Origin of the sequence: Derxia gummosa DSM 723, assembly GCF_000482785.1 — a bacterium.
Classification (GTDB): domain Bacteria; phylum Pseudomonadota; class Gammaproteobacteria; order Burkholderiales; family Burkholderiaceae_E; genus Derxia; species Derxia gummosa.
The window spans coordinates 120,380-143,995 of the sequence record NZ_AXWS01000007.1 but is presented as its reverse complement, the minus strand read 5'-3'; the positions used below and the strand labels follow the sequence as shown (position 1 = coordinate 143,995).

Genomic DNA, 23,616 nt, shown 5'->3' with positions numbered 1-23,616 from the left:
GGCAGCAGTATCCAGACCACGAGCACGCACCACAGCAGCAGCGCGATCAGGCTGCGCGCGAGGACGCCACGCAGGGCGCGCAGCTCGTCCTCGCGCTCCGCATCAGACGATCCAGCCCTCGTCGTGGGCGGTAAGCAGGAAGCCGCGAACCTCGTCGGCGATGTCGCGGGCGTCGAACTGCTCTTCGAGCTGCGCGACGATGATGTGCTCGGGCAGGGTGCCGTCGCAGCGGGCGAGGATGGCGCCGGCGCTCGCGTTGAGGCGGATGGGCCCATCAGGGTGTACGAGAACATAGGACTCCTCGGCGGCTTCCCAGCGCAGGCGCAATGGCGCGACCAGACGCGGCGGATCGACGAACGGGGCTTCGGTGGTGTGGATGGCTGTCATCGTCGGACTCCTTGGGGGATGCACTTGTCGGCGTCGCCCTCGGAAGTGTTTCGGGAGGAGGTTGCGGATCGTGTTCGCGGAACCGGTTTGCGCAACTTGTGTGCCGACCATGACCATCACGGGCGAAGCAGCCCTGACGGGGTTTGCGAGGCGCATCGACGGCCCGCAGGCGCTCGCCAGCGTCCCATTCGCGGGCGAACGGGACGCTGGAGTGCTGTCGGGTGGACTTGCGAGGCGCTTTCGGCCCGATTGGCCCGATCGCGGGCGATCTGGCGGCTGATTCGGCGACGGACGACGAATGCGGGAGACGACAGCGATGCGACGCACTGTTGCATCGCTGTTCCAATTGGTGACAGCCATGTGAAGCAGCCGTCGCAGCCCGGCATTGCACCGGGCCAAGCCTGCGTGAAACGGCGTTTCAGCCTGCGTCGGTAGTGCGCTGGCCGAGTTCGGGGAACTTCCGGTAGATCGTGTTGCGGCTGATGCCGAGCGCGCGCGCGGCGGCCGACACGTTGCCGCGATGGGTTTCGAGCGCGCGGCGGATCAGTTCGAGTTCGATCTGGTCGAGCGAGCGGCCAACGGGCCAGCCGGGTTCGCCCGGGCGTGGCTGGGCGCCGGCGGTCGGGTTGCCGGGCGTCGCGGCGGCGGCGTTGCCGGCAGCGGCCATGTCGGCGCCCGCGGCAGGCCAGCCGGGCTGTGCCGGCCAGCCGCCGGGCTGGGCGCGCTCGCCGGGGAAGGAACCTGCGCCCGGGAAGGGCGCTCCACCGGGATGGGCGCCATTGCCGGCGTAAGGCGCCGCGCCGTGATCGGGGCGCGGCGGCGCGAAGCCGTTGTCCCCGCGCGGCATGACGTCGGCAAGGCCGGCAGGCATCGCCGCGGGCTGGGGCGGCAGGCCCGCGCCGGGCGCGAACCGTCCGCCACCGAGGTCGCTGGTCGGGCCGACCATGCCGGGCGCGTTCGGCGGCACGAAGGCGGCGAAATCGGTCAGACCCGGCGCGAGGCCATGCGCGGGCGTGGCAGACGGTGGCGCTGCGCGCGGCGTCATGCCTTCGGGCATCGGCTGCTCCAGCTCCTCAATGAAATCGTCGGGCATGTGGTCCATGCGGATCACCTGGTCACCGTCGGCCATGACGATCGCAGTACGGATCACGTTGGTGAGCTGGCGGAAGTTGCCCGGCCAGCGTGAGCGGTGGAAGGCGTCCAGCACCTCGGGCGCGACGGTGTAGCGGGCGCCGTGCGCGGCCTCGTTGAGCAGGATCTTGCTCACGATGGCGCCCAGGTCGGTGCGGTCGCGCAGCGGCGGCAGCTTCACCACGAGGCCGTTGAGGCGGTAGTACAGGTCTTCGCGGAACTCGGCGCGCGCGATCATGTCGCGCAGGTTGCGGTTGGTCGCGCAGATGATCATCACGTTGACCGGGATGCTCTTGTTGCTGCCGAGCGGCGTCACCACGCGCTCCTGCAGCACGCGCAGCAGCCGCGCCTGAAGTTGCAGCGGCATGTCGCCGATTTCATCCAGGAAGAGCGTGCCGCCGTTGGCCGCGACGATCTTGCCGTGCGAGCCGCGCTTGCGGGCGCCGGTGAAGGCGCCGTCCTCGTAGCCGAACAGTTCGCTCTCGATGAGCGTGTCGGGCAGCGAGGCGCAGTTCACCGCGATGAAGGGCATGCGCGCGCGGGGCGAGTCGTTGTGGATCGCCTGGGCCAGCAGTTCCTTGCCGGTGCCCGTCTCGCCGATGACCATGATCGGGATGTCGCGGCCGATCACCTTCTGCGCCTTGGCGATGACGGCCTGCATCTGCGGGTCGCCGGTGTTGAGGTAGCGCAGGCTCGACAGCCGGTTGGAGCGGCCGGCGTGGCGCTCGTCCTGATGCCCGCCGGGCGGATTGAAAAGGCTTGCAGCCGCGCCGCCGTCGTTGATCGGGGGCGGCCCGGCATGGTCGGTTGCAGCAGGCGTGACGGGTGCCTGGCTTGCCGCGAAACCGGGCGTGATCCAGCGTTGGTTTGTGCGCAGGTCGGCGCGCAGGCCGACGATCATCCCGTTGAGGAGACGCGCGGTGAGCGGCGTGGGATTGACGGTGCGGTAGTGCTCGCGCAGGTCGTTGAGCGGCATGCCGAACAGCGAGCTGAAGGTGTGGGTTTCGAGCGCGCCCTTGCCCAGGCCGGTGAGGAACAGCGCGCCGCGATTGGCGGCCAGCACGCGGCCTTCCTGGTCGCAGGCGATGATCCCTTCCATGAGCGTGCCGATGAACTCCGGCCGGCTGTGGAAGTGGATGCAGATCGCCTTCTGGAAGGCGTTGTCGAAGAGCTGGTTCTCGATGATGCGGGCCGACATGCGCACCAGCGCCATCGTGTGCTTGTGGAAGTTCCGGAAGTCGCCCGTCACGTCGAGGATGCCGGCCACCTCGCCGCGCGGATCGAAGATCGGCGTGGCCGAGCACGTGAGGAAATGGTTGGCGCGCAGGAAGTGCTGGTCGGCGTGAACGGTGGTGGGCGCAGCCTCGGCAATCGCGGTGCCGATGGCGTTGGTGCCGCGGTTCTGCTCGGCCCAGCTCACGCCCGGTTGCAACGCCACGCGCTGGGCACGTTCGACGAAATCGCCGTCGCCGAGCGTGTGCAGGATCGTGCCCATCGCGTCGGTCAGCACCACCATGCTGTGGGTGTTGATGATGTTTTCGTACAGCGATTCCATGACCGGCGCCGCATGCACACGCAGGACACGACTCTTCTCGAGCGTCTGGTCCATTTCGGCGCGTGCGAGCGGGCTGGCATCCGGGGTGCGGCTGCTTTCGAGGCCGAAGCGCTGCGAGCGCTGATGGGCGGCCTCGATCACCTGGCGGGCAGTTTCCTCGGCGGATTCGGTGGCAAGTGCGGGGTGCAGCGTCGCGAGGGCGGCGCTGGCATCAAGCGGATCACGCTGCGGAAAGGCGTCCGTGGCGGGCATGGTGTCTCCTCCAATTTGCCGCGGCTGGCCTGACGTCCGCCGCATGCTGTCTCTGACTTCGGTGTCCCCCGATTGCTCGGCGATGGTACACGTGTTGCAAATGAGCGCAGATCGTGCCAGCGAGTGACTTGTGTGCTTGCACCACGATGGTTTTCCCGGTCACGCGAGTGGTGGCACATGACTTGCCCACTCCCCCTCACCAATCACAGTCAGGGAGGCGGCCCTCCGGCCAGCCCTGGCGCGATCCCATTTCATGTCCAGGTGAGGAGACAAACCATGCGGAATATCCGCTCAGCCCTTCGTTCGCGCGCGCTTGCCGGTGCGCTCGCCATTGCCGGTCTTGCCCTGTCGGCCGAAGCCTTCGCCCACGGCGATGTTGTTCCGCACGCGGTCGACACGTCGTCGCTGCCGCAGCTCGGCGAAGAATGGCGCGACAACAATCCCTACACGGGCAACAACGACGCGATCAAGCTCGGCCAATCGGCCTTCGGCCAGAACTGCGCCCGATGCCACGGTCTCGACGCAATCTCCGGCGGCATTGCGCCCGACCTGCGCAAGCTCGACCGCGATTGCATGGACATTCCCAACGAGAAGAAGAAGGCCGCCTGCTACAAGGAGGTCAACCAGTATTTCCTGATGTCCATCCGCGGTGGCAAGGTCCGCAATGGCGCCATCTACATGCCGCCGTTCGAAGGCATCCTGAGCCAGGAAGCGATGTGGTCCATCAAGGCCTGGCTCGAAACCCGTCGTACCAAGGACGAGTAACTCTTGAATCACGGTAACAAGAAGCAGCGTCGCGCGTTGTTGCGCGGCGCCATCGGCATTGCCCTCGGTCTCGGAGCCGGCGCTGCGGCGCGGGCCGATGAGGCCTACGACCGCATCCGCGCCACGGGCATCCTCAAGGTCGGCGTCTACAAGGAATTCTTCCCGTTCGCCGATGACGAGGCCGGCATCGACGTCGACATCGCCAAGGCGCTCGCAACGCAGCTCGGTCTCAAGCTGAAGCTGCTGCCCTTCGACGCGGGCGATGACGTGGGCGATGACCTGCGCAACATGGTGTGGAAGGGTCATTACCTCGGTTACGGCCCGGCCGATGTGCTGCTTCATGTGCCGGTCGATCGTGTCCTGCAGGAAGCGAACAAGCAGGTCGAGATCTTCGGACCGTACTGGCGCGAGCAACTCGAAGTTGCGCGCAACACCGAGCGCCTGCCCGACTGGACCGGCTTCGATGTCTTCCAGAAGGAGAAGATCGTCGTCGATGGCGCGTCGATCTCGTCGATCGCCATGCTGTCGCTGGAAGCCGGGCGTTATCGCGAGAACGTGATCAACGCTCATGACATCAAGGTCGCGCTCGACACCTTTCGCAACGGCGGCGCGGCAGCCGTCATGGGCACGCGGGCCGAGTTGCAGGCTGGACTGGCCGGGATGTCGGATGTCGCGATCGAGCCGGTCAAGATTCCGGGGCTGCCGGTTTCCGGCTGGGCCGTCGGCATGGCGGTCAAGGCCGAGAGCATGGATCTCGCCCATGCGCTGCAAGGTGCGCTGAACCAGATCATCGACAGCGGCGCGATGGCGGCGATCTTTGCCCGCCACAACGTTCGCTATGTTCGGCCCTGAGTCCGGACGACAGAAGACCGGAACATCAGCGGTGACGGCATTGCACGGACGCCGCTGATTGTTTCATTCAGCAGCACCGCCTGTTCCGGCCTGGAACAGCGCCGGTCCGCGGTCTTGATGGGTAAGCCACCGTCTTCGCTTCATCCCTGAGCGCTCAACTCTCGCCATTCCTCATCGGTCCACAGCCGCGAGCGCGCGACGAAATGCACGCCCTCGCTGTCTTCCAGCGAGAAGGTGCCGACGCTGCCCGCCTCCACGTCAAGCGTGATCTGCGAGCCCGACAAATAGTCGAACTGCATCTCGCTCACATGGAACGGCACGCCGCCTACTTCGCCCATCTGGATATCCGTCGAATTGAGCGCCATCTCGCCCTTGGGGAAGAGCATCGGCGTACTGCCGTCGCAGCAGCCGTGCGACTGATAGAACATCAGTTCGCCGTAGCGCGCCTGCAAGCGCGCGATCAGCGTCAGGGCGGATTCGGTCGCCAGGACTCGTTGAATCATGCTTGTCTCCTCTGCGTCGGTGCGATGGCGTCGTGGCAATGAGCACCAGTCTCCGACATAACGAAAAAGGCGGCCGAAGCCGCCTTTTTCTTACAGTCAGGGAACTGCCGGCGATCAGAAGAAGCCGAGCGCGTTCGGGCTGTAGCTGACCAGCATGTTCTTGGTCTGCTGGTAGTGATCAAGGATGATCTTGTGGGTTTCGCGGCCGATGCCCGATTCCTTGTAGCCGCCGAAGGCAGCGTGCGCCGGGTAAGCGTGGTAGTTGTTGACCCAGACGCGGCCGGCCTGGATGTCGCGACCGAAGCGATAGGCACGGCTGCCATCGCGGGTCCAGACGCCAGCGCCGAGACCGTAGACGGTGTCGTTGGCGATCGACAGGGCTTCGGCGTCGTCCTTGAAGGTCGTCACCGACAGCACCGGGCCGAAGATTTCTTCTTGGAAGATGCGCAGCTTGTTGTGGCCCTTGAACAGCGTGGGCTGCACGTAGTAGCCGCCGGCGAGGTCGCCGCTGAGTTCAGGCTTGCTGCCGCCGATCAGCAGTTGTGCGCCTTCTTCCTTGCCGATGCCGATGTACGACAGGATCTTGTCCTGTTGAACCGCCGACGCCTGGGCGCCGATCTGGGTTTCGGTGTCGAGCGGGTTGCCTTGCTTGATCGCGGCAACGCGCTTGAGGACGCGCTCGATGAAGCGGTCGTAGATCGATTCCTGGATCAGCGCGCGGGTCGGGCTCGTGCAGACTTCGCCCTGGTTGAACGCGAACAGCACCATGCCTTCGATCGCCTTGTCGAGGAAGGCGTCGTCAGCGGCCATCACGTCTTCGAAGAAGATGTTGGGCGACTTGCCGCCGAGTTCCAGCGTGGCCGGGATCAGGTTGTTGGCGGCGGCTTGGGCAATGACGCGACCCGTGGCGGTCGAACCCGTGAAGGCGATCTTGGCGATGCGCTTGCTGGTGGCCAGCGGCATGCCGGCGTCGCGGCCGAAGCCGTTGACGACGTTGAGCACGCCCGGGGGCAGCAGGTCGGCGATCAGCTCGACCAGCACCAGGATGCTGATCGGGGTCGATTCGGCCGGCTTCAGCACGACCGAGTTGCCGGCGCCGAGGGCCGGGGCCAGCTTCCACGCGGCCATCAGGATCGGGAAGTTCCAGGGAATGATCTGACCGACCACGCCCAGCGGCTCATGGAAGTGATACGCGACGGTGTTCTCGTCGATCTGGCTCAGCGTGCCTTCCTGGGCGCGCAGGACGCCGGCGAAGTAGCGGAAGTGGTCAACGGCCAGCGGGATGTCGGCGTTCAGCGTTTCGCGGATCGGCTTGCCGTTGTCGACGGTTTCGGCGTAGGCCAGACGCTCGAGGTTCTGCTCGAGGCGGTCGGCGATCTTCAGCAGGATGTTGGCGCGCTCGGCATGCGAGGTGCGGGCCCACTTGACCTGGGCGGCGTGCGCGGCGTCCAGCGCGAGTTCGATGTCGGCGGCATTCGAGCGCGCGGCCTTGGTGAAGACCTTGCCGTTGATGGGCGAGATCACATCGAAGTACTGACCGTCGACCGGCGGCACGAACTGGCCATTGATGAAGTTGTCGTATTGGGCTTTGAAAACCAGGGGGGCGCCGGCGGCACCAGGGGCGGCGTAAACAGTCATGCAGGTGTCTCCTTCACTTCAGCAAAAAATCAGCAGTTGGTCTCCGGTCGCCACCTTTCTGCCCTGTGACATAGGTGACGCCTGAACGTCCATCCGCACGGTGCATGCCATCTAGGGTTTACGCTAGGTTTGACGCGGTAAAGCCTGAAGCGCCGATCGCTGAAAATTGCAAAAACACTCGATAACCCGAACAAGCATGGGTTTCCGGTCCTGTTTAGGCGCACCTTCGAGGTCGACTACCGGCACTTTGATTGATCCGGACTATCGAAAAGGCGATGGAGGTGTTGTTGCAAGCTCAAGCAGACTTTACCGCACTGTTCCGTCATGGAGCAGGGAAAACCCTTGGTCTTGGGCTGATCCGTCGTTTGACGGGCACTTTGCGCGGCTGTCCGAAATCCCGCGCTTGCCGCATGACTTGCCTGTGAACGGCGCACATGACCGCATGCATGCGGTCGTCACGGGAATTTCCCGGCACGGCAATTCCCGAAGAAGTGCTCGATCGCTCATAACGGTTTGATGACCGCTGGCCGCATTGATAGCCAATTTGATGTGTCAGCGTGCCGTGCAACTGCGATTTGGTTCCATTCCGATTCCGCGGCAGGAATGCCATTTCGCCGGTATTGATCACGAGATCATTGTCATGATCGCCAGCGGCATGACCAAGCGCTAGATTGATGGGCTTATGGCCCGACAATGCCTATTCGAAGTTTCATCGGGATTCATTGATCCGGTCACGAGTATGGCCGGCGCTGACGTGTTCATCAGGCAGATTCACTCGCCAGGATCGATAGGCTGATTCTTCTTGTCGATGCCTTCACATTTCTGCCAGGAATGCTTGCCAATTGCCGAAACGAAATGCACCGGAAAGCGCGAATGCGCAATTGCCGCGTTCGTCCGGACGCGTGGTCATTTCCCGACCGATGACGGCGCAAGCGGCGCTTGTTCATGGATGGCGCTTCAACTTGCGGTCGCCTTTCAAGCCGCATAGGCTCCCGCAAGCTCGGGATTGCCGGCCCGTTCGCCGGGTAACTGATTGTTCTGCGCCGGCCAGTCATCACGTGCCGGGTAAGACTCGGTAACCATATGTGAATGCGGGGGATGAAATTCGCGGCCGCCGACGCTAGGTTTCGGATGACGCGCGTCGATTTGACTGAAAGCAGTCGCCGGGTGCGAACTTTTGGTAATCGGTGGTTGCGGTCGCCGGTTCAGGTTTTCGATGGTTCCATTCGTCCGCCGACATTTCGGGTGAAGCGGCTGGTCTTTTCCGCACGAATCCGGAGGCCAGGCATGGCGCAACCGATCAAGTCCAACTCACTCAATTCATTCCGAATGCTGAATTCCTTTCCTCGCAAGCTGGTTTCGGTGGTTGTCGCGACCTCGTTCTTCGCCGCTGGCGCCTGGTGGGCGCGGCATCCTGAAACCCAGGCCGTGACTCAGGCCGTCGCCGCGCCGGTGGCGGCGCAGGTGTCAACTGCCGCCAGTGTGCAGGGCTTGCCGGGCTTTGCCGATCTGGTGGCGGCGAACGGGCCGGCGGTGGTCAACATCGCGGTCCAGCAAAAGCTGCAGGGCAATGATCCGCGTCTGGGCGCGGATCCGTTTTCACAGTTCTTCGGCGCGCCGGGCCAGCGTGGGCCGCAGAGCCGCATCGTGCGGGGCCAGGGCTCGGGTTTCATCATCAGCGCCGACGGCCGCATCCTGACCAACGCCCACGTGGTCGATGGCGCGACGACCGTCACGGTCAAGCTCACGGACCGGCGCGAATTCAATGCGAAGGTGATCGGTGTCGACAAGCGCACCGATGTCGCGGTGGTGAAGATCGAGGCCAGCGGTTTGCCGGTGGCCAGGATCGGCAATCCGGCGGACTCGCGCATCGGCGACTGGGTCGTGGCCATCGGTTCGCCGTTCGGCTTCGAGAACACGGTGACGAGCGGGATCATCAGCGCCAAGAGCCGCGCGCTCGGCCCGCAGAGCAACTACGTCAACTTCATCCAGACCGATGTGCCGATCAACCCGGGCAACTCGGGCGGGCCGCTGTTCAACATGAACGGCGAGGTCATCGGCATCAACTCGCAGATCTTCAGCGAGACGGGCGGCTACATGGGGCTGAGCTTCGCGATCCCGATCGACATCGCGATGAACGTGCAGCAGCAGCTCGTCGCGACCGGCAAGGTGGTGCGCGGCCAGCTCGGCGCGCTGGTGCAGCCGGTGAGCGCGCCCACCGCGAAGAGCCTGAAGCTGCCTGAGCCTTCGGGCGCGCTGGTGGTGAGGGTGGAGCCGGGCAGCGCGGCCGAGAAGGCGGGCCTGCAACCGGGTGACGTGATCCGCAGCTTCGACGGCAAGAAGGTCGATCTGTCGTCCGACCTGCCGCTGCTGGTGGCGGCGACCAGGCCCGGCACGAAGGTGAAGCTCGATGTGTGGCGCGAGGGCAGGGCGACGACGCTGGACGCCTCGCTCGGCGAGCTGAAGGAGTCGCAGATGGCAGCCGCCGAGCCCGAGGCCGGCAAGCTCGGCGTCGCGGTGCGCCCGCTCACGAAGGACGAGCAGCGCGAAGCCAAGATCAACGGTCTGCTCGTCGAGCAGGTGACGGGCGCCGCCGAGGCGGCCGGCCTGCAACCGGGCGATGTGCTGCTCCAGGCCGGCGGCAAGCCGCTGCGCTCGCCGATCGATCTGCAGAAGGCCGTCAAGGAGGCCGACGGCAGCGTGGGCCTGCTGGTACAGCGTGATGACGCGCGCTTCTTCGTGCCCGTGCCGCTGAACTGACGCCAGAGCTCGGCGCGCATGTCGCGCTGCCGCAAAGACAAAGGCCCGGCGCATCTTCTGATGCGTCGGGCCTTTGCTTTGATGCCAGCCGGTGGTCCGGCCTGTGCGGAGGGAGAGACAGCAAGCAAAGCGTCAGAATGTCTTGCTCACGGACGCATCCTAGCCGGGCGTGCTGCGTCGCAACAAGCGCCGTAAGTAGGGAATTTCGCGATCCGGTTTGGCCGCGTTGCAAGCGGCGCGATGTCGAAGGCCGCTGACGCCAGCGCCCTGCGAGCTGTCGATCCGTGTGATGTTGGCGCTGGCGGAAGCGGCTTCATGGTTTGAGACAATCGCGCTTTTGCAGAGAAAGCCCGGAACCCGCCATGAGTATCAAGAGCGACCGCTGGATCCGCCGGATGGCATCCGAGCACGGAATGATCGAACCCTTCGAGCCGGGCCAGGTGCGCCAGCGCGACGGGCACAAGATCGTCAGCTACGGCACGTCGAGCTACGGCTACGACATTCGCTGCGCCGACGAATTCAAGGTGTTCACCAACATCAACAGCACGATCGTCGATCCGAAGAACTTCGACGAGAAGAGCTTCGTGGACGTGAAGAGCGACGTCTGCATCATTCCGCCCAACAGCTTCGCGCTCGCGCGCACGGTCGAGTACTTTCGCATCCCGCGCAATGTGCTGACGATCTGCCTCGGCAAGAGCACCTACGCGCGCTGCGGAATCATCGTTAACGTCACGCCCTTCGAGCCGGAATGGGAGGGCTATGTGACGCTGGAGTTCAGCAACACCACGCCGCTGCCGGCCAAGATCTACGCGGGCGAGGGCTGCGCCCAGGTGCTGTTCTTCGAGAGCGACGAGGTGTGCGAAACCTCGTACAAGGACCGTGGCGGCAAGTACCAGGGCCAGCACGGCGTGACACTGCCCAAGACCTGATCGGCACCCCGGCGAACCGTCCTGAAACGGTCGCCGCGATTGCCATTGCAGTGTCGAAACGCGGCGCTATCATCCGCCGCTCTTTCCACCGGCCGCGCCCTTGCGCGGCCGTTTCACTTAGGGCTCGCCCGCGATGAAATTCCGCTTTCCCATCGTCATCATCGACGAGGACTTCCGCTCGGAGAACGTCTCCGGTTCAGGCATCCGCGCGCTTGCCGAGGCGATCGAGGCCGAGGGCGTCGAGACGGTGGGCGTGACGAGCTTCAGCGACACCGCGATGTTCGCGCAGCAGCAGAGCCGCGCGTCGGGCTTCATCCTCAGCATCGACGACGACGAGTTCAATTCCGACGTGCCGCAGGAGCAGCAACAGGCGATCGTGAACCTGCGCGCCTTCGTGGGCGAGATCCGCCACCGCAACGCCGACATCCCCATCTTCCTGTACGGCGAGACGCGCACCTCGCGCCACATCCCGAACGATGTGCTGCGCGAGCTGCACGGCTTCATCCACATGTTCGAGGACACGCCGGAATTCGTGGCGCGCCACATCATCCGCGAGGCGCGCGCGTATCTGGATTCGCTGCCGCCCCCGTTCTTCCGCGCGCTCACGCATTACGCGCAGGACGGGTCGTACTCGTGGCACTGCCCGGGGCACTCGGGCGGCGTGGCCTTTCTGAAGAGCCCGGTCGGCCAGATGTTTCACCAGTTCTTCGGCGAGAACATGCTGCGTGCAGACGTTTGCAACGCGGTGGAGGAACTCGGCCAGCTGCTCGACCACACCGGCCCGGTCGCGGCGAGCGAGCGCAACGCGGCGCGCATCTTCGGCAGCGACCATCTGTTCTTCGTGACCAACGGGACGAGCACGTCGAACAAGATCGTCTGGCACAGCACCGTGGCGCCGGGCGACATCGTTGTGGTTGACCGCAACTGCCACAAGAGCGTGCTGCACTCGATCATCATGATCGGCGCCATCCCGGTCTTCCTCATGCCGACGCGCAACAACCTCGGCATCATCGGCCCCATCCCGCTGGCCGAGTTCACGCCCGAGGCCATCCGGGCCAAGATCGAGGCGCACCCGATCGCGAGCAAGCTGCCCGAGCATGTGAAGGCCAAGCCGCGCATCCTCACCATCACGCAGAGCACCTACGACGGCGTGATGTACAACGTCGAGGCGATCAAGGGCCTGCTCGACGGCCGCATCGACACGCTGATGTTCGACGAGGCCTGGCTGCCGCACGCGGCCTTTCACGACTTCTATGGCGACTTCCATGCGATCGGCAAGGACAGGCCGCGCTGCAAGGAGTCGATGCTGTTCGCGACGCAAAGCACGCACAAGCTGCTCGCCGGCCTGTCGCAGGCATCGCAGATCCTGGTGCAGGACAGCGAGCAGAACGGCCTCGACCACTACCGCTTCAACGAGGCCTACCTGATGCACACGAGCACGTCGCCGCAGTACGCGATCATCGCCTCGTGCGACATCGCGGCGGCGATGATGGAGCCGCCCGGCGGCCCGGCGCTGGTGGAGGAAAGCATCGTCGAGGCGCTCGACTTCCGCCGCGCGATGCGCAAGGTGGACCAGGAATTCGGCGCCGACTGGTGGTTCAAGGTCTGGGGCCCGGACGACATCTCCGACGACGGCATGCCCGATCCCGACGAGTGGGAGTTGCGCGGCGACGAGCACTGGCACGGCTTCGGCAAGCTCGCTCCGGGCTTCAACATGCTCGACCCGATCAAGGCCACGATCGTCACGCCGGGCCTGGACGTCGATGGCAACTTCAGCGACGAGTTCGGCATTCCGGCCGGCATCGTCAACAAGTACCTCGCCGAGCATGGCGTCATCGTCGAGAAGACCGGGCTGTACTCGTTCTTCATCATGTTCACGATCGGCATCACCAAGGGCCGGTGGAACACGCTGGTGACGGCGCTCCAGCAGTTCAAGGACGACTACGACAAGAACGCCCAGCTGTGGCGCATCCTGCCGGAGTTCGTGCAGGCGCATCCGCGCTACGAGCGCATGGGCCTGCGCGACCTGTGCGAGCAGATCCACGGCATGTACCGCCGCTTCGACGTCGCGCGCCTGACGACCGAGATGTACACGTCGAAGATGGAACCGGTCATGAAGCCGGCCGATGCCTTCGCGGCGATGGCCCACCGCGAGATCGACCGCGTGCCGGTCGACGAGCTGGAAGGCCGCGTAACCAGCATCCTGCTTACGCCTTATCCGCCGGGCATTCCGTTGCTGATCCCGGGCGAGCGCTTCAACCGCACGATCGTCGACTACCTGCGCTTCACGCGCGAGTTCAACGCCGCCTTCCCCGGCTTCGAGACCGACGTGCATGGACTCGTCGCCGAGAAGCAGCCGGACGGCAGCAAGAAGTACTACGTGGACTGCGTGCGCGGCTGATCGCGCGCGGCGCGGCCGGTGGCAGGTGCCGTCGGCCTGTGCGTTGAGCCGGTCCAATGCCGGCCCGTCCCCGGCTCAAGCCGCCGGATTGCGGGACTGGTCCGCGAGGCCGAGCTTGGCTGCGTACATGTTCCGGTCGGCCGTCTTCACCAGCGTGTTCGCGTCGTCGGCGTCCCCCGGATAGCGCGCGGCGCCGATCGAGCAGCCGACGTTGACGCGCAGCGAGCGACCGTCGCCGCCGGTGATGTTGATCGGCTCGGCGAAGGCGGCGACGATGCGGCCCCTGAAGGCGGCCAGATCGCCGTCGCTTTCAATGCCGGAGCCGAGCACGACGAACTCGTCGCCAGCGAAGCGCGCGATCAGGTCGACATCGCGCATGCGTGCCGACAGTCGCGCCGACAGCGCCTTGAGCACCTGATCGCCGGCGAAATGGCCGTGGCTGTCGTTCACGCCCTTGAAGCCGTCGAGGTCGAGGAAGAGCACGGCAAACGGCGCGCCCGCGCCGGCGCGCGCCGCGCCGATGTCGCGGTCGACGCGGCGCAGGAAGGCGTCGCGGTTGGCGAGGCCGGTCAGGCTGTCGGTACCGAGCTGGTCGCGCATGGCCGTGAAGCTGCGCGCGAGTTCACCGATCTCGTCGCGCCGCGCCACGTTGACCGGCAGGTCGAAGCGGCCCTCGCCGAGCTGGCGTGCCGCGACCGACAGCCGCTTGATGTCGCCCGTCACCCAGTTGATGACACGCAGGCCGATCAGCACCGCGAGCAGGCCGGCGAGCAGCGCCGCCACCACGGTGCGGCCGACGTTGCGCATCACGCCTCCCATGAAGTCCTCGCGCGGCATCGCCACCACGGTGATCCATTCGAGGCCGGCGCGGTCGCGGATGCGGTCGAAGGCCACGTGCACATGGCGGCCGTGGTCGTCGTCGAAGGACAGCGTCTGCGGAAGGCCGGGCTCGCCACCGCCGGCCAGCTGGCGCCGGATCTCGGTCCAGGTCGCGGTCAGCAGCGGCGAGCCGCTGTCCATCGCATTGATGCGCGCACTCGCGCCGCCCGGCACCGCCCGCACGTTGGGGCTGACCGACGAGGCGATCAGGTCGCCATTCGGTTCGACGATGAAGGCCAGCCCCTGCGGCGACACCTTCAGCCGGCGCACGAAGTCGTTGAGCGCGCGCAGCGACATGTCGGTCGCCACCACACCCTCGAACTGGCCAGCCGTGTTGAGCACACGGCGCGCGCGGGTCGCCACCAGCTCCTGGGTGCCGAAGTCGATGTAGACGGCGGTCCAGGTGTCGGAACTGGTGTTCTCGCCGGCCTTGAACCAGGGACGCTGGCGCGGATCGAACAGGCGGTTCTCGCGCCGGTCGAAATTGAGGTCGCCGTTGATGCCGCTGAAGCGGTAGACGGTGCGGGTGTCCTCGGCCTTGAGCTTGATGCGCAGCTCGCCCTCGCCGAGCGAATGCCGGAACAGACCGATGTTCTGGCCCGCGCGGTTGCCGTAGTAGACGTAGTTGTTCGGGTCGATGTGCAGCGAGGTCGCTATCCAGAACCGCGTGCGCAGGTTGGCGAGGTCGCTCTCGATGGTGACGGGCGCCGGCATGCCGTCGGGGAAGGCGGCTTCGAGCGTGGCGCCCGAGCCGACGATATGCCGGTCGACCGCCTGACTGATGCGGCTGGCGGTCTCGATCAGCACATGGTCCGACAGCGTCGAGACGGCGTTGCTGCCCGCGAGATAGGAGAGCAGGCCGATCGTCCCGGCCAGCCCGAGCACGAGCGCGAGATAGGGAACGATGAGGACGAGACGCAGCGACAGGCGGTTCTTGGGCAGGATGGTCATGCGGTGCGTGGAGGGCTGAAGCCGCGCGACTGTCTCACACGCGGCTGCGGTGTGGCGCGGGGGTGGAGCGGTGAGCGTGCGCTTGTCGGATGGCCCGGCGTGGTCGGCGGGGCCGTCCGTGCGCTCATGTACCATCCGCGCCTTGCCGCGACACCGCACGCGGGAGAGCGCGCCGCCTGTCGGCGCCGCCGAAGGCGCAACCCCCGAAATCGCTCAGGCCCCCGAACCGCATGCAGGCATGGCAACTCTGGAGAGCGCGCGGGCGAGCCGCGCCACCGAAGGGGCTCAAAACTCTCAGGTAACAGGACAGGGCGGGGGATCGGGCTTGGCACGCATGAAGCTTTCATGCACGCCATTGCCTAATGGACCTTCCAGCGATCCCGAGAGAACCCCATGTCCGACGCCCCCCTGCGCCATACCCCGCTCATCGACACCCATCGCGCTGCGGGCGCCCGCCTCGTCGATTTCGGCGGCTGGGAAATGCCGCTCCACTACGGTTCGCAGATCGACGAGCACCACGCCGTGCGCCGAGGCGCGGGCATGTTCGACGTCTCGCACATGTGCGCGGTCGACATCGCTGGCGAGGCGAGCCTGCCTTTCCTGCGCCGCCTGCTCGCCAATGACGTGGCCAAGCTCAAGCTGCCCGGCAAGGCGCTCTACAGCTGCATGCTCGACGAGAGCGGCGGCGTGGTGGACGACCTGATCGTCTATTTCCGCGAGCCGGGTCGCTATCGCATCGTCGTCAACGCCGGCACGGCGGGCGGCGACATCGCCTGGATGGCCGCCGCGAGCGAAGCCTTCGGCCTGCCGGTCAGCATCACCGCGCGACGCGATCTCGCCATCGTCGCGGTGCAGGGGCCGCAGGCGCGCGCGAAGGTCTGGGGCGCGTTCCCGCATCTGCGCGCGGCTACCGAGAACCTCGGCCCCTTCTTTGGCGTGGCCGTGAGCGGCGGCGGCGTGCTCGCCGCCGGCGATGGCGACTACTTCGTCGGCCGCACCGGCTACACCGGCGAGGACGGCTTCGAGCTGATGCTGCCCGCGCCGCGCGCCGCCGATGCCTGGAAGGCGCTCGCCGCCCAGGGCGTCGCGCCCTGCGGACTCGGTGCGCGCGACACCCTGCGCCTGGAGGCGGGCATGAACCTCTACGGCAACGACATGAGCCGCGAGGTGTCGCCGCTCGACGCCGGCCTCGGCTGGACCGTCGATCGCAAGACCGAGCGCAACTTCACCGGCCGCGCGGCGCTCGACGCCAATGGCCAGCGCCACGTCTTCCTCGGCCTGAAGATGACCGAGCGCGGCGTGCTGCGCTCGCACCAGCGCGTCAGCACCGAGCACGGCGAGGGTGAGATCACGAGCGGCACACATTCGCCCACGCTCGGCCATTCGATCGCACTGGCGCGGCTGCCGCTCGGCGTGCGGGTCGGCGATGCGGTCAGCGTGGATATCCGCGGCAAGGCGCATGCCGCCACGGTCGTGAAGCTGCCCTTCGTGCGCCACGGCCAGGCCGCCGGCTGAAGCCCGGCGCCAAGGCGCCGGCCCTTGCCGCGCGGCATGAAACGCCTGCCGCCGCGCTTTGCGCGACACTCGTCTTCCGCCGCCGCGCGCGGTCCTCAACCGAACGAATCAATCGAAGAAACGCCCTCCAGGGCCAGGAGCCAAGCATGAATCTCCCCACCGATCTCAAGTACGCCGCCAGCCACGAATGGGCCAAGGTCGGCGATGACGGCCTCGTCTGGGTCGGCATCAGCGATCCGGCGCAAGCCGCGCTCGGCGACATCGTCTTCGTCGGCGACGTGAAGGTCGGCGAGACGCTCGCCGCTGGCGACGTCGCCGCCGTGGTCGAGTCGGTCAAGGCCGCTTCCGACATCTACGCGCCGGTCGCCGGCAAGGTCGTCGCCGTCAACGAGGCGCTGGCCGACACGCCCGAACTCGTCAACACCGAGCCTTACGCCAACTGGATCTTCAAGCTCGAAACCACCGCCGGCCTCGACGGCCTGCTCGACGCGGCGGCCTACGCCGCCGTTGCCGACGAGACGCGCTGATTTCGTCGCGCGCCGCGCGGGGCAGGGGCCACGCCCGCTGCCGCCCGCCTCCACCGGCCCTGACCGGTGAAGCCCGCGCGCAGGCCCGGTGCCGGACGGTCTGACGCCGCCCGCCCAGGCCCGCCCGCCCGGCTCCCGCCGCCCGGCGCGCCATCCGCCGCCCGAGCCGACCGACCCCCGGCCCGCGCGCAAGCTTTACGGTCATTCCAACGCCATGTCCTTCACCGATCTCGAACACCACGACGCCTTCTGCCAGCGCCACCTCGGCCCGCGCGATTCCGACCTCGCCGCGATGCTGGCGACGGTCCTGCCGGCAGCCGATTCGCCCACCCTCGACACGCTGGTCGAAGCCATCGTCCCCGACTCGATCCGGCTGAAGGGCGCGCTCGACCTCGCCGCGCCGCTCACCGAGGAAGAAGCCCTCGCGAAGCTGGAGCGCGTTGCCGCGCGCAACCTGCAATTCCGCAGCCACATCGGCTGCGGCTACCACGGCACGTTCACGCCCAAGGTCATCCTGCGCAACATCCTCGAGAACCCCGCCTGGTACACGGCCTACACGCCCTACCAGGCCGAGATCTCGCAGGGCCGCATGGAGGCGCTAGTCAACTTCCAGACCATGGTCTGCGACCTGACGGGCATGGAAATCGGCAATGCCTCGCTGCTCGACGAAGCCACCGCCGCCGCCGAGGCGATGACGCTGGCCAAGCGCTCGGCCAAGAGCAAGAGCCACCGCTTCGTCGCCTCGGCCGACTGCCATCCGCAGACGCTCGCGGTGCTCGCGACGCGCGCCGAGGCGCTCGGCATCGAGCTGGCCGTCCTCAGCGACGCCGAGCTGCTCGCCGAAGCCAGCGCCGCCGCCTCGCCCGCCGACGCCGCCAGCCCGATCGGCGGCGCGGCCGTCACCACGCCGGGCGCCTTCGGCTATCTCGTGCAATACCCCGGCTCGACCGGCGCGATCCGCGACTGGCGCGCGCTCGCCGACGCGGCCCATGCCGCCGGCGCCGTCCTCGCCGTGTCGGCCGACCTGCTCGCCTGCACCGTCATCGCGCCGCCCGGCGAATGGGGCGCCGACATCGTCGTCGGCAGCAGCCAGCGCTTCGGCGTGCCGATGGGCTATGGCGGCCCGCACGCCGCCTTCCTCGCCTGCCGCGACGCCTACAAGCGCTCGATGCCCGGCCGCCTTGTCGGCGTGAGCATCGACGCGCGCGGCAAGCCGGCCTACCGCCTCACGCTCCAGACGCGCGAGCAGCACATCCGGCGCGAGAAGGCCACGTCCAACATCTGCACGGCGCAGGTGCTGCTCGCGGTCATGGCGAGCATGTACGCCGTCTGGCACGGCCCCGAGGGCCTGCGCCGCATCGCGCTGCGCGTGCACCGCCTCGCGGCCGCGCTCGCGGGGGAGCTGCGCACCGCCGGCTTCACCGTGCCGCAGGAATTCTTCTTCGACACGATCACCGTGACGGACATCGACGCCGAGCGCATCCACGCCAGCGCCCGCGCCAACCGCATCAACCTGCGCCACATCGACGCCGCGACCGTCGGCATCAGCCTCGACGAGACGACCACCGCCGCCGACGTGCGCGCGCTGCTCGCATTGTTTGGCGTGACGCTGCGCGACGACGAGGTACGCGCCGACGCCGACCGGCTGGAAGCGCGCTCGGCGGCGGCGGGGCAGGGCGCGTCGGTCGGCATGGCGGGCGCAACGGCTGGCGCCGCGTCGGCCGGCGCTTCGGCCCTCACCGCCGTGCCCGCCTTCGAGCACGCCCTCCCGCCCGCGCTCATCCGCGCCAGCGGCTATCTCGCGCATCCGGTGTTCAACACCCATCGCAGCGAGACCGCGATGCTGCGCTACCTGCGCCGCCTCGCCGACCAGGATCTCGCGCTCGACCGTTCGATGATCCCGCTCGGCTCCTGCACCATGAAGCTCAACGCCACGGCCGAGATGATCCCGGTGACGTGGCCCGGCTTCGCGCAGCTGCATCCGCATGTGCCGCACGAACAGGCGCTCGGCTACGCCCAGCTCATCGACGAGCTGGAGAAGATGCTCTGCGCCTGCACCGGCTATGACGCCGTCAGCTTCCAGCCCAACTCGGGCGCCCAGGGCGAATATGCCGGCCTGCTCGCCATCCGCGCGTACCACCGCGCGCGCGGCGAGGGCCATCGCCACATCTGCCTGATCCCGGAAAGCGCGCACGGCACCAACCCGGCCTCGGCCCAGATGTGCGGCATGGAAGTCGTTGTCGTGAAGTGCGACGCCAACGGCAACGTCGATGTGGCCGACCTGCGCGCCAAGGCCGAGAAGCATTCGGCCACGCTGGCGGCGCTGATGGTCACCTACCCGTCCACCCACGGCGTGTTCGAGGAAGCCATCGTCGAGATCTGCGACGTCGTTCATGCCCACGGCGGGCAGGTGTACACCGACGGCGCCAACATGAACGCGCTCGTCGGCCTCGCGGCGCCGGGCAGGTTCGGCAGCGACGTGTCCCACCTCAACCTGCACAAGACCTTCTGCATCCCGCACGGCGGCGGCGGGCCGGGCGTCGGCCCGGTGGCGGTCAAGGCGCATCTCGCGCCCTTCCTGCCCGGCCATCTGCCGCATGGCGACGACACGCTCGCCGACGGCAAGGTCGGCCACATGGTCAGCGCCGCCGACCACGGCTCGGCCAGCATCCTGCCGATCTCGTGGATGTACATCGCGATGATGGGCGCCTCGGGCCTCAGGCGCGCGACCGAGGTGGCGCTGCTCAACGCCAACTACATCGCCGCCAAGCTCGCGCCGCATTACCCGGTGCTCTACAGCGGCCGCAACGGGCTGGTGGCGCACGAGTGCATCCTCGACCTGCGCCCGCTCAAGGACGCGACCGGCGTCGGCGCCGAGGACGTCGCCAAGCGCCTCATCGACTACGGCTTCCATGCGCCGACGCTCAGCTTCCCGGTCGCGGGCACGCTGATGGTCGAACCGACCGAGTCGGAATCGAAGGAGGAGCTGGACCGCTTCATCGCTGCGATGGTCGCCATCCGCGACGAGATCCGCGCCGTCGAAGAAGGCCGCCTCGACCGCGAGGACAACCCGCTGCGTCACGCGCCGCACACCGCCGACCAGGTCAGCGCGAGCGACTGGCCGCATGCCTATTCGCGCGAGCTGGCCGCGTATCCGCTGGGCTCGCTCAAGGCGCCGGGCGCCAAGTACTGGCCGCCGGTGGCGCGCGTGGACAACGTCTGGGGCGACCGCAACATCATGTGCAGCTGCCCGCCGGTGTCGGATTACGAGGGCTGATCGCCCGGAACCGGCCCGTCACGGGCCGGAGCCGGCGGCGCCATGCCGCCGGCTGCCGGCTTCGCCAGAAGCCGCCGGGCCGCCTCGATGCCATCGACCAGCGCCCGGTCCTGGTCGAGATGGCCGAAGGCGCCGCCCCGGCCGGTGACGACCAGGTTCCCGAAGCCGTCGAGCGCGGCGCCGAGCCGCTCGCGCGCCGCCCGGCCCGCGCGGTCGAGCACCGGATGCGTGCCCGCCAGCCGCACCACGAAGCTGTCGATCGGCGGCGCGTCGTCGGCGAGGCCCATGGCGGCCAGTTCCTCGCGCGCCAGCGTCACCAGCGCCGCCTCGTCGGCGGTCCAGACGGCGTCGCCGGCATCGCACCAGTATTCGCAGCACAGGCAGGTGAGGCCGGGGCCGGGCATGAGGCGCGGCGACCAGTTGGTGAAGTTGGTCAGCCGCGTCATGCCGAGGCCGGCGTCGGTCACGTACACCGAATGCTCGGGAAACGGCCGGGTGTCGCGCTGGACGAGATAGACCAGCACGGTGCTGCGCATGCGCAGCGCGCCGGCATCGGCGAGCAGCGGTGCCGGCAGCGCCGGCGACAGCCGCGTGGCCAGCAGCCGCAGCGGCATCGACGACAGCAGGCCGCGGCAGGGCAGGTGCGATTCCTCCCCGTCGGCCGCGCGCAGCCGCAGGCCGGTGATGCGGCCGTCCGCATGCTCGATCGCCACCACTTCCCGCCCCATGCGCAGCTCATGGCCCTGCGCGCGCAGCCAGCCGGCGATCGCCTCGTAGAAGCTGCCGATGCCGTCGGGCGGATAGAACACCTCGGCGTCATGCCGGCCGGCGTCGGCGCCGTGCATGAGCGCGCGCCAGCGGGCCGCGAGCCAGAGGCCGAAGCTGCCGTCGGCGCGCCCGGATTGCGTGCCGGGGTCCAGCTCGTCGGCGTCCATGCCCCAGACCTTGCGCAGATAGGGCGCGAAGAAGGCGTCGTACAGCGGCGCGCCGTAGTGGGCGCGCAGCGTCGCGGCATGGCTGTCGGCGTCGCCGGGCGCGAGCCGCGCCCTGACCAACCCGGTCACGAAGCCGGCCAGCTCGCCGGGCGGCAGATGGCGGGCCAGTTCGGGCAGGCGCGGCGGATAGGCGTGATGGCGCCCGCGCCAGAAGAAGCCGGTCAGGCGGCGCAGGCGCAGCACCTCGTCGCCGAGCAGGGCGGCGATGAGGCCGCGCACCTCGGGCAGCTCGGTGGACAGGTAGTGAGCGCCGAGGTCCACCGTGAGCGCGCCGCGCCGCAGGCTGCGGCACAGGCCGCCCGCCTGCGTGTCGCGCTCGACGAGGCAGATGCGCTCGCCGGCATGCGCCAGCGTCCAGGCGGCGCCGAGGCCGGCCGGGCCGGCGCCGATGACGACGATCGGCGGGCGGTCGTCCGTCGTGGCGGGCGTCATGCGCCGTCCTCCGGCGCGAGCGGCCGGGCGTCGGCGCGGCTGGCCGCGCGCTCGCGGCGATGCGCGGCGAGCGTGTCGTCCACGAGCGCGGCGAGCCGGGCGCGGAAGCCGGCGGCCGCGAAACGCATCGCATTGGCGCGGCAGTCGGCGGCCCGGATGCGTGTCCGCCCGGTCTCAAAGCGCCGCACCGCCTCGATCACCGCGTCCTCGGTGAGCGCGTCGAACAGCACGCCGGTCGGCTGGCCGTGCGGATCGTCGAGCGGCCGCACGATCTCGCTCGCGCCGCCGCGCGCGTAGGCGATCACCGGCGTGCCGCAGGCCTGGGCCTCGACCATCGCCATGCCGAAATCCTCGGTGCCGGCCGACAGGTAGGCCGGCGCGCGCAGGAATTCGGCATGCACCTCGGCCGGTTGCAGGAAGCCGGTGAAGTCGATGTTCGGCCCCGCCAGGCGCCGCAGCGTCTCGCCTTGCGGGCCGGCGCCGAACACCGTGAGCCGGCGCTCGGGCATGCGGTTGAAGGCGCGCACCAGCAGGTCGAGCCGCTTGAACGGGTTGTGGATCGCGCCCGCGAGGTAATGGCCGTCGCGGCGCGCCACCGCCGGGTCGGGCCGGAAGCGGTCGATGTCGATCGGCGGCGACAGCACGGTCGCATCGACGCCCCAGCACTGGCGGATGCGCCGCGCGATGAAGTGCGAGGCCGCGAGATGCAGATCGACCGAGGGCGTGGCGCGCTGGTCCCAGCCGCGCAGGTAATGGAACAGCAGCGAGGCCAGCCAGCGTTTCGGCCCGCGCGTCCAGCCGAAGTTGCGCAGGTAGTCGGCCTGGAGGTCCCAGACGAAGCGCATCGGCGAATGCACATAGGACACATGCACCTGGTCCGGCCCGACCAGCACGCCGCGCGCGACCGCGTGGCTGCACGAGATGACGAGGTCGTAGCCGCCGAGGTCGAGCTGCTCGATGGCCAGCGGCATGAGCGGTGCGTAGTACCAGTAATGCCGGCGCGCGCCCGGCAGGCGCTGGATGAAGCTGGTGGCGATGCGCGCCGGAAAGAGCCCGCGCTGGGCGGCGGGCAGGTCTTCCACCACGGCGAACAGGTCGGCCTGCGGGAAGGTGAGCAGGATCTCGTGTAGCACGCGTTCGGCGCCGCCGAAGGTGACGAGCCAGTCGTGCACCACGGCCACGTGCAGGCCGGCGGCGAGGCTCATGTCAGACCGCGCCGCGCGCGCCGAGCACCGCCGGCAGCGTGGCGAGCAGCAGCCGCGCATCCAGCGCGCGCGAGCGGCGGCGGGCATAGAGCCGATCGTAGGCGAGCATCTGCCGCAGCGACACCTCGCTGCGCCGGCGCACCTGCCACAGCCCGGTCATGCCCGGCGGCAGGGCCTCGCGCCATGCGCGCACGGCGGGCGGCAGCGCGAGGGCGAGGTCTTCGGGCAGCGGACGCGGGCCGACCAGCGCCATCTCGCCCGCCATGACGTTGAGCAGCTGCGGCAGCTCGTCGAGGCTGAAGTGGCGCGCGAAGCGCCCGGCGCGGCCGCAGATGCGCGGGTCGTCGTCGAGGCAGCCGAAGGCTTCCCAGCGCGCGCGCACGGCCGGGTCGGACGCGAGCCAGCGTCGCAGCCGCGCGGGCGCGTCGGTGTGCATGGTGCGCAGCTTCCAGATCAGGAAGGGGCGGCCGTCACGGCCGAGGCGGCGCTGGCGGAAGAACACCGGCCCCGGCCCGTGGCGGCGGATGGCGAGCGCCGCGCCGAGCCACAGCGGCGCGCTCGCCATGAACAGCAGCAGCGCGATCAGCCGCGTGAGCGGGCCGGGCGCGCCCCGGGCCGGGGCCGTCGCGCGGGGAGTGGCGAGCACGCTGCTCATCGCCCGC

At 68.2% G+C, this 23,616-nt stretch carries 16 protein-coding genes and 1 riboswitch; of the genes, 8 read left to right on the top strand and 8 right to left on the bottom strand.

Annotation, left to right across the window (positions count from 1 at the left end; genetic code table 11):
• Positions 1 to 102: 102 nt before the first annotated feature.
• Positions 103 to 387: a pyrroloquinoline quinone biosynthesis peptide chaperone PqqD gene (pqqD, locus tag H566_RS0101840; protein WP_084544649.1), complete on the bottom strand. Its 285-nt coding sequence runs from the start codon at positions 385 to 387 to the stop codon at positions 103 to 105.
• A 418-nt stretch (positions 388 to 805) separates the two neighbouring features.
• Positions 806 to 3,325, bottom strand: a complete 2,520-nt coding sequence (locus H566_RS22370; RefSeq protein WP_051377857.1) for a sigma-54-dependent Fis family transcriptional regulator — start codon at positions 3,323 to 3,325, stop codon at positions 806 to 808.
• Positions 3,326 to 3,601: 276 nt separating this feature from the next.
• Between H566_RS22370 and pedF the strand changes: the two genes are divergently transcribed.
• Together pedF and H566_RS0101825 are read left to right on the top strand one after the other, a co-directional pair.
• Complete coding sequence (gene pedF / locus H566_RS0101830; RefSeq protein WP_028310078.1) at positions 3,602 to 4,090, top strand: cytochrome c-550 PedF; 489 nt, start codon at positions 3,602 to 3,604, stop codon at positions 4,088 to 4,090.
• Positions 4,091 to 4,093: 3 nt separating this feature from the next.
• Positions 4,094 to 4,942 carry a substrate-binding periplasmic protein gene (locus H566_RS0101825; protein ID WP_028310077.1) on the top strand — a complete coding sequence of 283 codons (849 nt, stop codon included), beginning with the start codon at positions 4,094 to 4,096 and terminating at the stop codon, positions 4,940 to 4,942.
• Between the two features lie 140 nt (positions 4,943 to 5,082).
• Here H566_RS0101825 and H566_RS0101820 read toward each other — a convergent pair whose 3' ends face one another.
• Both H566_RS0101820 and exaC read right to left on the bottom strand, forming a co-directional pair.
• The gene (locus tag H566_RS0101820; RefSeq protein WP_028310076.1) at positions 5,083 to 5,445 is read right to left on the bottom strand and encodes a DUF779 domain-containing protein; all 363 of its coding nucleotides are present in this window, start codon (positions 5,443 to 5,445) and stop codon (positions 5,083 to 5,085) included.
• A 114-nt stretch (positions 5,446 to 5,559) separates the two neighbouring features.
• Positions 5,560 to 7,083 (bottom strand): acetaldehyde dehydrogenase ExaC, encoded by a 1,524-nt coding sequence (exaC, locus tag H566_RS0101815; RefSeq protein WP_028310075.1) that lies wholly within the window; start codon positions 7,081 to 7,083, stop codon positions 5,560 to 5,562.
• Positions 7,084 to 8,412: 1,329 nt separating this feature from the next.
• Here exaC and H566_RS0101810 point away from each other — a divergent pair.
• The 3 genes from H566_RS0101810 to H566_RS0101800 all read left to right on the top strand — a co-directional run bounded on the left by H566_RS0101810 (position 8,413) and on the right by H566_RS0101800 (position 13,173).
• Positions 8,413 to 9,843: a DegQ family serine endoprotease gene (locus tag H566_RS0101810; RefSeq protein ID WP_034410289.1), complete on the top strand. Its 1,431-nt coding sequence runs from the start codon at positions 8,413 to 8,415 to the stop codon at positions 9,841 to 9,843.
• A gap of 362 nt (positions 9,844 to 10,205) precedes the next feature.
• The gene (dcd, locus tag H566_RS0101805) at positions 10,206 to 10,772 is read left to right on the top strand and encodes a dCTP deaminase (RefSeq protein WP_028310073.1); all 567 of its coding nucleotides are present in this window, start codon (positions 10,206 to 10,208) and stop codon (positions 10,770 to 10,772) included.
• 133 nt (positions 10,773 to 10,905) lie between these two features.
• Positions 10,906 to 13,173 (top strand): arginine/lysine/ornithine decarboxylase, encoded by a 2,268-nt coding sequence (locus H566_RS0101800; protein WP_028310072.1) that lies wholly within the window; start codon positions 10,906 to 10,908, stop codon positions 13,171 to 13,173.
• A 75-nt stretch (positions 13,174 to 13,248) separates the two neighbouring features.
• Here H566_RS0101800 and H566_RS0101795 read toward each other — a convergent pair whose 3' ends face one another.
• Positions 13,249 to 15,003 carry a diguanylate cyclase domain-containing protein gene (locus H566_RS0101795; RefSeq protein ID WP_028310071.1) on the bottom strand — a complete coding sequence of 585 codons (1,755 nt, stop codon included), beginning with the start codon at positions 15,001 to 15,003 and terminating at the stop codon, positions 13,249 to 13,251.
• 150 nt (positions 15,004 to 15,153) lie between these two features.
• A riboswitch (glycine riboswitch) is annotated at positions 15,154 to 15,242 on the top strand.
• Between the two features lie 154 nt (positions 15,243 to 15,396).
• On the opposite strand from H566_RS0101795, the gene gcvT reads away from it, so the two are divergent.
• From gcvT to gcvPB, 3 genes are all read left to right on the top strand, one after another.
• Entirely contained in the window at positions 15,397 to 16,518 is a 1,122-nt protein-coding gene (gene gcvT / locus H566_RS0101790; protein ID WP_034410287.1) for a glycine cleavage system aminomethyltransferase GcvT, read from the top strand.
• A 146-nt stretch (positions 16,519 to 16,664) separates the two neighbouring features.
• Positions 16,665 to 17,045, top strand: a complete 381-nt coding sequence (gcvH, locus tag H566_RS0101785; RefSeq protein WP_028310069.1) for a glycine cleavage system protein GcvH — start codon at positions 16,665 to 16,667, stop codon at positions 17,043 to 17,045.
• A 214-nt stretch (positions 17,046 to 17,259) separates the two neighbouring features.
• Positions 17,260 to 20,322 carry an aminomethyl-transferring glycine dehydrogenase subunit GcvPB gene (gcvPB, locus tag H566_RS0101780; RefSeq protein ID WP_028310068.1) on the top strand — a complete coding sequence of 1,021 codons (3,063 nt, stop codon included), beginning with the start codon at positions 17,260 to 17,262 and terminating at the stop codon, positions 20,320 to 20,322.
• Here the strand turns inward: gcvPB and H566_RS0101775 are convergent.
• The 3 genes from H566_RS0101775 to H566_RS28735 are packed head-to-tail and all read right to left on the bottom strand — an operon-like array spanning position 20,310 to position 23,600.
• Complete coding sequence (locus H566_RS0101775; protein WP_028310067.1) at positions 20,310 to 21,749, bottom strand: FAD-dependent oxidoreductase; 1,440 nt, start codon at positions 21,747 to 21,749, stop codon at positions 20,310 to 20,312. The genes gcvPB and H566_RS0101775 overlap by 13 nt on opposite strands.
• On the bottom strand, positions 21,746 to 22,954 hold the full coding sequence (locus H566_RS0101770) for a glycosyltransferase (RefSeq protein ID WP_169732476.1): 1,209 nt from the start codon (positions 22,952 to 22,954) through the stop codon (positions 21,746 to 21,748). The genes H566_RS0101775 and H566_RS0101770 overlap by 4 nt, the downstream gene beginning before the upstream one ends.
• A gap of 1 nt (position 22,955) precedes the next feature.
• Positions 22,956 to 23,600 carry a sugar transferase gene (locus H566_RS28735; RefSeq protein WP_281173111.1) on the bottom strand — a complete coding sequence of 215 codons (645 nt, stop codon included), beginning with the start codon at positions 23,598 to 23,600 and terminating at the stop codon, positions 22,956 to 22,958.
• Between the last annotated feature and the right edge of the window lie 16 nt (positions 23,601 to 23,616).